Source organism: Streptococcus orisasini, assembly GCF_001431045.1.
Lineage (GTDB): Bacteria > Bacillota > Bacilli > Lactobacillales > Streptococcaceae > Streptococcus > Streptococcus orisasini.
Window position 1 is genome coordinate 43,884 of record NZ_BCLE01000043.1, and the last position, 12,587, is coordinate 56,470.

Sequence of the window (12,587 nt, forward strand, 5' to 3'; positions counted from 1 at the left end):
ATTGGGAAAAGCTCCAATAAAAACTAAGAAAAGGAACATTATGCTTAAATATATTCTTAAACGTATAGGGATTCTTTTGCTGACCTTATTTATAGTTGTCACCATTACTTTCTTTCTTATGAAAGCGATGAAAGGAACTCCTTTTAATAACCCTAAATTAACTCCAGAAGCTATTGCTGCCTTAAATGTGCAGTATGGACTTGACAAACCTGAATGGCAACAGTATTTGATTTATTTAAAAAATGTCTTTACCGGCGATTTGGGAACAAGTTTCCAATATACCAATCAATCTGTAACAACGCTTATTGTCCAAAGATTGGGTATTTCTGCCCAGCTGGGATTACAGGCCTTGATTTTAGGTGTAGGTCTGGGCTTGATCGTTGGAGCTCTTTCTGCACGGCATCAAAATGATAGAGTTGATGGTCTTTTAAGTGTGATTTCAACACTTGGGTATTCCGTTCCATCTTTCATTTTGGCGGTTTTTCTGCTTAATGCTTTAGGCTACCGTTTTCAGTTTCTGCCGGTTTCAGGTTGGGGAAGCTTTTCGCAAACCATCCTTCCGACATTAGCTCTATCCTTTAATCCTTTTGCTGTGACCACACGTTTTGTCAGAAGTGAGATGATTGAAGCCTTGAATTCTGATTATATTCAGTTGGCAAGGGCTAAGGGGCTGACAGATCGGCAGGTAGCCAACCGTCACGCCTACCGCAATTCTATGATTCCTGTTCTAACCTTGGTGGGTCCTATGGCGGCTAACTTGTTAACTGGTTCTGTTTTGATCGAAAGAATATTCTCCATTCCGGGAATCGGAGAACAGTTTGTGAATTCAATTCCGTCCAATGACTATCCTGTTATTATGGGAACAACTATTGTTTACGCGGTAATGCTGATGAGCATGATTTTGCTGACAGATATTATTACCAGTATTGTTGATCCGCGCGTTCGTTTGCAGTAAGGAGACTAACATGGCAGATAAGAATAGAAAATTTGTGCTTGTTGGTGCAGGAAGCGCCAGTGCACAAGAAAAAATTGAAAAGCCAGCCCTGTCTTTTCTGCAGGATGCTTGGCGGCGTTTAAAGAAAAATAAATTAGCAGTTGTTTCACTTTGGTTTCTTACCTTGCTGATCACATTTTCACTGCTGTCACCTTTGTTTGTGTCACAAAAGGATGCCAATAGTTTTGATTCGGATAAGGTATCTACTTATAGTAATTTACCGCCTAACAGCGGTCTAGGGATTCCTGGCTGGAATGGTGTGTTTCAAATGCCTGGCTCCAGTTCTGCTTCTAATGTTTATGAAGATCAGTCGGTTCCAGAAGGAAAACATTTCTTATTAGGGACTGACAGCTTAGGACGCAGCCTTGGCAAACGGATTATTGTTGGTATCCGTATTTCGCTGTTAGTTGCGGTTGCGGCGACCTGCATTGACCTTCTCATCGGTGTCATTTACGGTCTAACTTCCGGTTATATCGGCGGAATGGTTGATACGGTCATGCAGCGTATTATTGAAATCATTTCTTCTGTTCCTAACTTGATTATTGTGACAATGCTAGGACTTTTATTGGGTAATGGGATATTGGCTATCATTCTTTCTATCGGTTTGACCGGCTGGACCTCAATGGCCAGACAGGTCAGAAATATGACCTTGTCTTATAAGGAAAGAGATTTTGTTTTGGCTGCGAGAACCCTTGGTGAAAGCGGACCTAAGATAGCCTTTAAGCATATCCTACCTAATATTTCCGGAGTTATTATCGTTCAGATTATGATGACCATTCCTTCGGCTATCATGTATGAAGCTATTCTTTCAGCAATCAACTTGGGTGTGAAACCGCCGACTTCTTCACTGGGGTCTCTGATTTCTGATGCTCAGGAAAACTTGCAGTACTATCCTTATCAGATTATTCTGCCGGCCCTTGCTTTGGTACTGATTTCCTTAGCCTTTATTTTGCTGGGTGATGGTTTGCGTGATGCATTTGATCCAAAATCAGATAAGGACTAAGGAGGAAGATATGAGTAAAGAAAAAATTTTACAGGTCAATAACCTCCATGTCAATTTTCATACCTATGCTGGTGAGGTTAAAGCGATCCGTGATGTCAGTTTCTATCTGGAAAAGGGTGAAACCCTTGCTATTGTAGGTGAATCCGGTTCTGGTAAATCTGTAACAACCCGTACCTTGATGGGGCTGTCTGCTAAAAACGCTGAGATTTCAGGAGATATTGAATTTAAAGGCCGCAATCTCATTGATTTAAAAGAAGAAGACTGGGTTAATATCCGCGGCAATGATATTTCCATGATTTTCCAAGATCCGATGACCAGCCTCGATCCGACAATGAAAATTGGCCTACAAATTGCTGAGCCAATCATCAAGCATGAAAAGCTTGCTAAAAAAGAAGCTTTGACGCGTGCTTTAGATATCATGAAAAAGGTCGGCATTCCTAACGCTGAAGAACACATCAATGATTATCCTCATCAATGGTCGGGCGGTATGCGCCAGCGGGCTGTTATTGCCATTGCTCTTGCAACCAATCCGGAAATTCTCATTGCTGATGAACCGACAACAGCCCTTGATGTGACGATTCAGGCACAGATTCTTCATTTGATGAAAGAAATCCAAAAAAACACAGATTCTTCTATTATTTTTATTACGCATGATTTAGGTGTTGTGGCTGGCATGGCTGATCGAGTTGCTGTCATGTATGCCGGAAAGATTGTCGAGTACGGAAAAGTGGACGAAGTTTTCTACAATCCACAACATCCCTATACTTGGGGACTTTTGAACTCTATGCCGACAACTAGTACAGCAGCAGGAAGTCTGCAATCGATTCCGGGAACACCGCCTGATTTGCTGCATCCGCCAAAAGGCGATGCCTTTGCTCCGAGAAATGAATTTGCACTTGACATTGATCTTGAAGAAGAACCACCGTTTTTCAAAGTCAGTGATTCTCATTATGCAGCTACTTGGCTGCTGGATGAACGTGCTCCTCAAATTGTGCCTCCAGAAAGAATTTTGAAGCGCTGGGAAAAATGGAAGAGCTTGAAGGGAGAAGAGCCTAATGACTGAAAATCGTAAAAAACTGGTGGAAGTCAAAAATGTTTCGTTGATATTCAATAAAGGCAGATCCAATGAAGTCAAGGCTATTGACAATGTCAGCTTTGATATCTATGAGGGGGAAGTCTTTGGCCTTGTCGGAGAATCCGGTTCAGGTAAAACGACTATCGGCCGCGCTATTCTTAAACTCTATAATATTGATGAAGGTGAGATTGATTTTGAGGGCGAAACCATTTCAAGCCTTAAAGGGAAAGAGCTCTTTGCCTTTCGTAAGAAAGCACAGATGATCTTCCAGGACCCTCAAGCCAGTCTGAACGGACGTATGAAAGTCAGAGACATCATCGCTGAAGGTCTTGATACTTATAAATTAGTTAAAAATAAAGAGGAACGTGATGTTAAAGTTCAAGAGCTGCTTGATTTAGTTGGTTTGAATAAGGACCATCTAACGCGTTATCCGCATGAGTTTTCAGGCGGTCAGCGGCAGCGTATCGGAATAGCTCGTGCTTTGGCTGTAGAGCCCAAATTTATCATTGCCGATGAACCAATCTCTGCCTTGGATGTCTCCATCCAGGCTCAAGTCGTTAATCTGATGCAAAAACTGCAGCATGAACAAGGATTGACTTACCTATTTATTGCTCACGACTTATCTATGGTTAAGTACATTTCTGACCGTATCGGCGTTATGCATTGGGGGAAAATAGTGGAAATTGGAACATCAGATGAAGTTTACCATCATCCTATTCATCCATACACAAAGAGCCTGTTATCGGCAGTTCCTGAACCCGATCCCGAGTTAGAGCGCAAACGCGTTCACAAGGTTTACGATCCTGCCCATGAATTAGACGGACAAGTGCGTGAGATGCGAGAAATCACTCCGGGACATTTTGTCTTATCAACCGAAGAAGAAGCAAAAACCTATCAAAAAGAATTTAAAGTTCAGTAAAAAGCAGGACAGACAGTCAAAATTATCCAACAATCTGTTTTGCTGTTATGTTTCAGCGCAGCAGTAAAAAAAGGCACAAAAAGCAGTCTCTGCTGCTATATATAAAAAGAGCAATAAGAACCAGATCATAAAATGTAGGTTCTTATTGCTCTTTTTATTTGTTTATGGGATAAATAGCATAATTCAAATTAGAAAGATGACGTATTTTTTACCAAGTAATGATGTTCCCGTTTTTTGTTATTTTTAAGGCGTTGCGGACATCCATCAATGACCGGGTATTAGCTGCCTCATCTCTGAACATCAAATTCACATAAATGATATCTAAGATTGTTAAATATAGTATTCGAGATGTCAGAGACTCAGCACGAAATAAAGAATCCTGAGAATTAACGATAACACATTCATCTGACAGTTTTACTAATTCGGATTTTGGATTGCCGGTCAAAGAAATAATTTTTCCATTTTTTGAGTGTACAGTGCGGGCCAGTTCAATAGTTTGGATAGACTCTCCCGAATGTGAAAACAAAAAGACGCAGTCCTTTTCGTTTAGCTTAGAAGCTTGACTCAACTGCATATGGTAATCAAATATGTAGCTGCAGTTGTATTTCGTTCTTAAGAATTTATGATAGCTGTCCCATGCGAGGATAGATGAGCCTCCAATTCCCATGAAATAAATAGTTCTTGATTTTTCAATAATATTAATAATCTGATCGATAGGAATCTGGGGAATTGTTTCGATGATGGAATAAAGCGATTGAATATTAGAATAAATGACTTTCTCTGCAATTTCTGAACTGGAATCTGAGTCAGAAATATCATTGATACTTGTTAAAATATTAGTCGGCCCGTCGTCGGGATTTTCCTTTTTTAGATTTGAAGCAACAGATAATTTAAAGTTTTGGAACCCTTTAAAGCCTATTTTTTTAACAAAAGTAAAGATAGATGATTGTGAGACACCAATTTCTTCCGATAGGACAGCAATCGTTTTATTTATAATATCATCACCTAAGGAAAGAAAATATCTGGCGATTTGCTCATCTGTATTGCTGAATTCATACTTATGACGATTAATAATGGTGCTTAGGTATTGATTTTTCAAACGAGTATCCATCCTCATCTTTTTGATAATAATTATAAGATAAAAGAAGATAAAAATCAAAAGAAAAAATTTTTTTCGAAATAATATTTACAAAACAAAATTTTTATTATATACTAAGCTTAGATTTAAGCAGAGGAGCGTGTTTATGAAAACAATTGGAATTATCGGCCTAGGCAAAATGGGGTTTAATTTAGCTTTAAATGCTCAAGATCATGATTGGAATGTTATAGGATTTGATGAGGATTCTAAGGTTCGAAAAAAAGCAGTAAGAGCAAGTGTTCAAACGGTAGATTCGCTTGGTGCTTTAATTGAATCATTGGAAACTAAGAAGATTATTCTTCTAAGTACACCTGCAGGAGAAATAACGAATCATTTGATTGACAAGCTAAAAGAGAACCTGCAGGCAGGAGATATTATTATTGATAGTGGTAATTCGAATTTTAAAGATAGCTTAAAAAATTATCAATCTCTTAAAGAAAAAGATATTGGCTTTATTGACTGCGGAACCTCTGGAGGCGTTTCCGGTGCCCGGCACGGAGCTTGTTTGATGATTGGCGGTGAGCAGGAGGTCTATGATGATATAGCGGATTTCTTTGAGGCTATTTCAATCAAAGGAGGCTGTCTGTTTGTTCCTGAACCGTCTGCAGGTCACTATCTGAAAATGGTTCACAACGGCATCGAATATGGAATGATGCAAGCAATTGGCGAAGGATTTTCGGTATTGGAAGCGTCTGGATTTAACTATGATTACGCAAAAGTGGCTAATGTTTGGGATCATGGCTCCGTTATCCGTTCTTGGCTGGTGGAAATTGCTGGAGAAGCGTTTAAGGATGACGCTAAATTAGAAAAGATTGAAGGTATTATTGAGGCTAATGGTGAAGCGCAATGGACTGTCGAAGAAGCCTTACAGCTAGAAGTGCCTGTTCCTGTCATTGCCAACTCTTTATTTGTCAGGAATTCAAGTAAGCTGACTGACAGTTTTTCAAATAAGGTGGTTGCTGCCTTGCGACATGGTTTTGGCGGTCATGCTGTAAAATTAAAAGAATGAGGAGAAGAGATGCTGAAACATAAGATTGCTATTGTCAATTCCAGTAGCTTTGGGAAAATTTTTCCGAAACATATGGACCGTTTAAAGGCGCTTGGTGAAGTTGATTATTTTAGATTTGAGCAGACGGTGCCTGGAAAAGAGTTGGCGGCAGCTTTGGACGGTTATGACATGATCATTGCCAGTGTAACACCGTTTTTCAGCCGGGAGTTTTTTGACTATAAGGACGATTTAAAACTTATTTCGCGTCATGGAATTGGCTATAATAACGTTGACCTGGCAGCGGCAAAGGCTCATGGAACAATTGTCGCTCTTGTTCCGGCTCTGGTAGAACGTGATGCTGTTGCGGGCAATAATATAACCAATTTATTAAACGTTATGCGTAAGACCAGTCAAGCGCAGCAAAGAGTAAAGGATGATAAGTGGGAAGAGCGAGCACAGTTTATCGGGCATACGCTTTATAACAAGGTAGTTGGTGTTATTGGCCTTGGTAATACAGGAAGTTGCGTAGCTGAAACAGTGAGAAATGGTTTTCGCTGTCAAGTATTGGCTTACGATCCTTACCGTTCAAGGGCGGAGATTGAGCAATTTGGTGCTGAAAAAGTTGATTTTAATACAGTTTTAACGCAGTCAGATGTCTTGTGTTTGTGTGCCAACTTAACTGAAGAGAATTATCATTTCATCGGTAAAGCTGAAGTTGCCAAAATGAAAAACAATGTTTACATTTCAAATTCTGCACGAGGAGCATTGGTTTCAGAAGAGGCAATTGTGGAAGGTTTAAGCTCCGGGAAAATTGCTGGTTTTGCCACTGACGTTCTTGAAGTTGAACCCGGACGTTCTGACCATCCTTATTTGGCGTTTGATAATGTTGTTGTTACACCGCATACTTCAGCCTACACAATGGAGTGTCTAGAAGCAATGGGAGAAAAATGCGTTGAAGACTGTGAAAATGTTTCTTTAAGAAAGTTACCTGTGCGCAGCGTTCAAGCGGAAAGCTCATGGATTAAAGGAGGGGGTTGAAATGCTGAAAGATTTTAAGGTTAAAGTTGGGCCGCAGTATTACCGTTATGGCGAAAATGCCATCATGGATGTCGAGAAACTGCTTAACTCTGCACAGGCTAAAAAAGTGCTGGTAGTCCATGGAACCATCTCTTGGGAAAAGGCAAAACCTTATCTGACGTTTTTAAATACTTCGGATTTTGAGTTTGAATTTCATCAATACACAGGTGAGTGTAGCTACTATGGTGCAGATTTGATTGTTGATAAGGTGAAGGGAGATAAAATAGATTTTATTATAGGAGTTGGCGGCGGTAAGCTTGCTGACCTTGTAGGCTATGCTGGTAATATTGCGAATGTACCTTTCGGTCTCATACCGACGTTAGCCAGCAATTGTGCGCCATGGACCCCTTTGTCAGTAATGTATAAAGAGAGCGGAGAAGCTGAAGGGAAAACTGAGCATTTTCTGCAGCAGTCTCGTTTTTTACTGGCTGATCCCAGATTAATTATTGATTCGCCTGTTAATTATTTTATTGCCGGAATAGCAGATACTTTAGCTAAATGGTATGAAAGTGATATGATAACCCAGCAAAGTTTTTTGCAGAATGAACCCTTTGTTGCGCTGGCTCGTTATACAGCTCTTATCGCCAAAGATATTCTTATGCGAGACGGAAGTAAGGCCATTGAAGACATGAAAAATGTTAATGTTACAGATGAATTTGTTCATTGCTCTGAAATTATTTTTGCCACAGCAGGTCTTGTTGGCGGGTTAGGCGATAAATATGCACGCAACGCAGCTGCCCATGCTTTACATGATGGAATTGCTAAATATATTCCGAAAAGTCATTCTTATTTACATGGTGAAAAAGTTGCCTATGGCATATTTTACCAATTAGCGCTTGAAGATAAGTGGAATGTTATTGATGACTTGCTGCCTTATTACAATAAAATGAATTTGCCAACTTCCTTGACTAATATGGGAATTTTCCCTAAAAATGAAAGCGTTATCAACGATATAGTAGATTTCATGGATAGCAAAGAAAAAGTTCACTTGATTCCAGTGGATACCAGTAAAAAAAACCTCAAAGAAAAACTATTGAAGCTGGAAGACTATATTGCAAATAAAAAATAGGAGGAAAAAAGATGGAAACTTTAACAGCTGTTCAAAGTTTAGCCATAGGTTTATGGGTTGCCGCTATTATGTCCAGATGGCTGGGTGGCGGTGCAACGTTAACTCTGCGGTTTTCACCTCTCATGACAGGACTGTTTTGCGGTTTTGTCATGGGGGATGTCTATCATGCCATGATTGTTACAGCAGCGCTGCAATTGATTTATATGGGTGTATTCTCACCGGGGGGCTCAATGCCTTCTGAACCAGCGGTTGCTGCTGCAATTGCTGTGCCAGTAGCGTTGTTGGGAAACTTAAAGCCTCAGGCGGCCATTGCAGTAGCAGTTCCTGTAGGCTTGCTAGGAAGTTATTTGTACCAATTTCGTTTCTTTCTGAATACGTTTCTTGGTAAATATACCGATCGTGCCGTTGAAAAGATGGATGAAAAAGCTATTAAACGTTCAATCATTTTATATCCAACTCTGGCATCATTTATCTTATTTGTTCCTTTGATTTTTGTCGCTTTATATTGGGGAACGCCGGTCATTGCTGATGTTATCGCTGCTCTAAAAGGAACCGTTATTTTACACGTTTTGGAAGTTGTAGGCGGCGGTTTGGCAGCTATCGGTATTGCGACAACTATCTATGTTATTGGACGTAGAGATTATCTGGTTTTCTTCTTTTTAGCTTATTTCGCCAGTGTTATTCTTAAGGATTCTAATGTAACTATGGTAACCTATGCGATATTGGGAACGATTGTGGCTGTGATTTTTGTAATGGCTACTAAAACAAATACACAGGCCGCCGGTTCCTCGAAGTCATCAAGTAGTTTAGAAGATGACGATGATGATTTTTAAATGAGAGGTAGAGAAAATGACTTCAACTATCAGTAAAACGACTACTGCTAATCAGCCTGAGGAAATTAGCCAAAAAGATGTTAATAAAGCTTATTTAAGATGGCATTTTGCAAATGAAATTCCTCATTCATTTGATCGCTATATAGCATCTTCTTTACTATATGCAATGATGCCGGTCTTGAATAAACTGTATAAAGATCCTGAAAAAAGAAGAGAAGCTTATGAACGTCAACTGCTATTTTTTAACACACAGCTGACTTGGGGAGGCGGTATTATAACCGGTCTTATGGCTTCTATGGAACGGGAAAGGGCACGCCAAGAAAATGCACATGAAGAAATCACTATGAGTGATGATTTAATGTATAACACAAAGGCTGGTTTGATGGGAGCTTTAGCAGGGATTGGTGATGCTATTGATTCCGGAACCATACAGTATATTTTTATAGCCATTGCTGTACCATGGGCGCAGTCAGGTAATGCGTTGGGAGCCTTGTTCCCTTTTGTTTGCTTTGCTATTTATCAATTATCCGTTGGTTTATTTTTTGCCAAACAAGGCTTCTCTCTGGGACGCAATGCAACAAGTTTGATGCATAGCACTGGTGTGCAGAATGCCATTAATTTATTGTCTATTTTAGGCTTATTTATGATGGGGGTTTTAGCAGGAAATTATGTGACAGTGACGTCTAGCTTGAAATTTAAGCTTTCAGGCAAAGAGTTTGTTATTCAGGATTTACTGGATAAGATTGTTCCAGGATTATTGCCTTTGGCTGTAGTTATAGGAGTCTATTTATACTATGTTAAAAAAGGTCTGAAAGTTACACAATCATTGCTGTGGCTGACGCTTATTTTAGCTCTTTTGGCTGCAATTGGAATCTTATAGTGCAAGGAAGAAAAGGAAAAAAATATGGGAAATGTTAATTTAGCGAGGGTTGATGAGCGTCTGATACATGGTCAGGTCATGATCACCTTATCCCAGCGCAATGGTGTGAATTCTATTTTTGTTGTTGACGATGTCGTTGCTCAAGATAAGTTTATGAAGGATTTGTACAAAAGTGCCGGCAACAGAACGGGACAGAAAACCATTGTCATGTCAGAAGAAAAAGCTAAATACTATTGGGATGAGTACCAATTTAAAGAATATAGCTGTATTTTAATTGCTAAAACTGTTAAAACAATTGTAGATTTAGTGAAATATGGCATTCCTGTTTCTGAACTTAATATTGGTGGAATTGCTAAGAAAGGTGAGGATGACATTTTAGTGACAAAATCTGTTCATTTAAATAAGACAGATGCAGAACTGTTAAAAGATTTAAAAGAACATCATGGTGTTAATGATATCTATTTTCAAGCAACACCGGCAGCGGCAAAAACATCGCTGGATGAAGTTTTGAAAAAATTTGAGCTCTAGTTGGATCAGTAAGGCTCCTTGGTTTTAAACCAAGAATCAGATACAGGAGGTGAAACAATTGGATATTATTATTGCCAGTCATGGTGAACTTTCAGCAGGCTTTAAGGATGCTTTGGCTGTTATTTTGGGAGACGTTTCAGATATACAAACAGAAAAACTATCAGCTGGGGAAAGTGTGGAAGCGTTTGGAGAGCGCTTATCTGCCAAAATTAAAGAATCAGATTTGACAAATGGAACGATTGTCTTTGTAGATTTGATCGGTGCTTCTCCTTACAACCAAGCAGTTCTTGCTATTAGACAGTTAAGCAGTGAGCAGGCTGAAAAGGTTTTTGTTGTTAGCAATGTCAATCTATCTATGATTTTAGAAGTTCTCAACCATAAAATTTTAGGTTCTGATATAGAAACAGCCGTTGAGAGTCTGGAACAGTTCATACCTTCAAGAGAAACTATCTGGCATATCAGTGATTCTTTAAAGGAAGATGAAGATGATGAGTTCTAAAATACAAGTTCAAGAGAAGTCATTAGTGATTTTTGATATGGATGGACTGTTTTTTGACTCTGAAAAAATCTATGCAGAAGGATGGAGAAAAGGATTTAAAACCTTTGATATCAGCGTTAGTGATGAGTTTATCTATTCGATGGCTGGTCAAAGTGCTCACGATAATAATCTCGCTATGGGTAAGTTTTTGGATGAGGCTACGCTGCAAGCTGTTAGGAAAATTCGAGAAGATTATTTTTATCAAAAATTGGCAGAAGATAAGGTTCCAACATCATATTTTGCAGTAGAAATGGGGAGCCTTTTAAAAAAAGACGGCTATCAAATTGCTCTTGCGTCTTCTTCAAATAATCAACGTGTTTATGAGCTTCTAAACTCAAAAGAGCTCTGCTGCTTTTTTAACTATGTCGTGACAGGAGATCAAGTTGAGTTTTTAAAACCGGCACCAGATGTATATAAGAAAGTTCTTAGTTTGGCTGGTAAATTTCCTGAAGATGCTCTTGCGTTTGAAGATTCCTTGACAGGTGCGAAAGCTGCCCAAAATGCAGGAGTTGATGTCTGTCTGGTTTCTAAGGAGTTGAGCCAAACGCTGCCTGATTCAGAAAAATATCAAGGAGTATTTCCAAATTTAAAAGCTGCTTATAAGAGTATTTTTAAATAGTACTAAGGGAGGCTGATATGATTACAGCACAGTTGTTAAATAACTATTTTTTCGCGGTCATCCGCGGGAAAAGTGAGAAAGATGCTATTGAAATTGCTAAATATTCAGTACGCGGAGGTATCAAAAATATTGAGATCACCTTTTCAACACCAAACGCAGATAAAGTTATTGAAGAATTAACAAATTATTACAAAAGAGATAAACAGGTTATCATTGGAGCGGGGACTGTCATGAATAGTGATCAAGCAGAACTGGCTGATAGGGCAGGAGCAAAATTTCTAGTCAGTCCGCACTGTTCGGAAGAAATAGCTGAGTATGCTCATAAGCACAATATTGAATATACACCGGGATGTGCTACAGTAACAGAGATTGTAAAAGCAACAAAAATGGGGGCAACCATAATAAAATTATTTCCGAGTGAAACTGTAGGAAAGAACTTTATTAAAGCTGTACACGGCCCGCTTCCTGATATTAAACTCATGCCTTCTGGGGGCATAACAATCAACAATATCAGAGATTGGAAAGAAGCCGGTGCTTGTGCAGTCGGTATAGGGGGAACACTCACCAAAAAAGTTTCTGAGGAAGGCTACCAAAGCGTATCACAAATAGCCCGAGCTCTTGTTGAGGCAGTCAATTAAGCTTGTCCCTTAACTAGGTTCCCCACAATGCCTCGTTATCTATTAGAAAAAACAGAGAAAAGCATAGGCTGGTATTGTCTATGCTTTTTTTATAGTATCATCTCTATCAGACACCTAAGCATAGGACGGGAGCAGTCTCCGGCTTTTCTGAGCGGCCTTCGCACGTTTACTGCCGGCCTTTTAGCCTGCAGTCTGTCGGGCTTGACGGCGCGCGGTTACGGGGAAGAAGGGTATTTACAACAATGACATACAAAAAAGTTGAAAAAAGGAGTTGACAAAGGGGGGGAG

14 protein-coding genes are annotated in these 12,587 nt (G+C 39.5%); 13 read left to right on the plus strand and 1 reads right to left on the minus strand.

The genetic code is table 11. The features are described from left to right. Positions 1 to 40 precede the first annotated feature (40 nt). The 4 genes from SCSH_RS09550 to SCSH_RS09565 are packed head-to-tail and all read left to right on the plus strand — an operon-like array spanning position 41 to position 3,991. The gene (locus SCSH_RS09550) at positions 41 to 955 is read left to right on the plus strand and encodes an ABC transporter permease (protein ID WP_057491692.1); all 915 of its coding nucleotides are present in this window, start codon (positions 41 to 43) and stop codon (positions 953 to 955) included. Positions 956 to 965: 10 nt separating this feature from the next. After that, entirely contained in the window at positions 966 to 1,997 is a 1,032-nt protein-coding gene (locus SCSH_RS09555) for an ABC transporter permease (RefSeq protein ID WP_057491684.1), read from the plus strand. 10 nt (positions 1,998 to 2,007) lie between these two features. After that, positions 2,008 to 3,060, plus strand: coding sequence for an ABC transporter ATP-binding protein (locus tag SCSH_RS09560; RefSeq protein WP_057491685.1), 1,053 nt, complete (start codon positions 2,008 to 2,010; stop codon positions 3,058 to 3,060). Then, positions 3,053 to 3,991 (plus strand): ABC transporter ATP-binding protein, encoded by a 939-nt coding sequence (locus SCSH_RS09565; RefSeq protein ID WP_057491686.1) that lies wholly within the window; start codon positions 3,053 to 3,055, stop codon positions 3,989 to 3,991. Before SCSH_RS09560 ends, SCSH_RS09565 begins: the two co-directional genes overlap by 8 nt. Before the next feature lie 208 nt (positions 3,992 to 4,199). On the opposite strand, the gene SCSH_RS09570 is transcribed toward SCSH_RS09565, so the two are convergent. Beyond that, positions 4,200 to 5,102 (minus strand): MurR/RpiR family transcriptional regulator, encoded by a 903-nt coding sequence (locus SCSH_RS09570; RefSeq protein WP_051175702.1) that lies wholly within the window; start codon positions 5,100 to 5,102, stop codon positions 4,200 to 4,202. Positions 5,103 to 5,139: 37 nt separating this feature from the next. On the opposite strand from SCSH_RS09570, the gene gnd reads away from it, so the two are divergent. The 9 genes from gnd to SCSH_RS09615 are packed head-to-tail and all read left to right on the plus strand — an operon-like array spanning position 5,140 to position 12,299. Continuing rightward, positions 5,140 to 6,138, plus strand: coding sequence for a phosphogluconate dehydrogenase (NAD(+)-dependent, decarboxylating) (gnd, locus tag SCSH_RS09575; protein ID WP_370695924.1), 999 nt, complete (start codon positions 5,140 to 5,142; stop codon positions 6,136 to 6,138). A gap of 9 nt (positions 6,139 to 6,147) precedes the next feature. Next, positions 6,148 to 7,155, plus strand: a complete 1,008-nt coding sequence (locus SCSH_RS09580; RefSeq protein ID WP_057491688.1) for a D-isomer specific 2-hydroxyacid dehydrogenase family protein — start codon at positions 6,148 to 6,150, stop codon at positions 7,153 to 7,155. Position 7,156: 1 nt separating this feature from the next. Beyond that, entirely contained in the window at positions 7,157 to 8,263 is a 1,107-nt protein-coding gene (locus SCSH_RS09585; RefSeq protein WP_057491689.1) for an iron-containing alcohol dehydrogenase family protein, read from the plus strand. 11 nt (positions 8,264 to 8,274) lie between these two features. Further along, positions 8,275 to 9,096: a PTS mannose/fructose/sorbose/N-acetylgalactosamine transporter subunit IIC gene (locus SCSH_RS09590; protein WP_057491690.1), complete on the plus strand. Its 822-nt coding sequence runs from the start codon at positions 8,275 to 8,277 to the stop codon at positions 9,094 to 9,096. Positions 9,097 to 9,112: 16 nt separating this feature from the next. After that, positions 9,113 to 9,976 (plus strand): PTS system mannose/fructose/sorbose family transporter subunit IID, encoded by an 864-nt coding sequence (locus tag SCSH_RS09595; RefSeq protein ID WP_027975529.1) that lies wholly within the window; start codon positions 9,113 to 9,115, stop codon positions 9,974 to 9,976. Between the two features lie 24 nt (positions 9,977 to 10,000). Beyond that, the gene (locus SCSH_RS09600) at positions 10,001 to 10,504 is read left to right on the plus strand and encodes a PTS sugar transporter subunit IIB (RefSeq protein ID WP_027975530.1); all 504 of its coding nucleotides are present in this window, start codon (positions 10,001 to 10,003) and stop codon (positions 10,502 to 10,504) included. A 58-nt stretch (positions 10,505 to 10,562) separates the two neighbouring features. Continuing rightward, positions 10,563 to 11,003, plus strand: coding sequence for a PTS sugar transporter subunit IIA (locus tag SCSH_RS09605; protein WP_057491691.1), 441 nt, complete (start codon positions 10,563 to 10,565; stop codon positions 11,001 to 11,003). Beyond that, complete coding sequence (locus SCSH_RS09610) at positions 10,990 to 11,661, plus strand: HAD family hydrolase (RefSeq protein WP_027975532.1); 672 nt, start codon at positions 10,990 to 10,992, stop codon at positions 11,659 to 11,661. The genes SCSH_RS09605 and SCSH_RS09610 overlap by 14 nt, the downstream gene beginning before the upstream one ends. A 20-nt stretch (positions 11,662 to 11,681) precedes the next feature. Further along, positions 11,682 to 12,299, plus strand: coding sequence for a bifunctional 4-hydroxy-2-oxoglutarate aldolase/2-dehydro-3-deoxy-phosphogluconate aldolase (locus tag SCSH_RS09615; protein ID WP_152972554.1), 618 nt, complete (start codon positions 11,682 to 11,684; stop codon positions 12,297 to 12,299). Positions 12,300 to 12,587 lie beyond the last annotated feature (288 nt).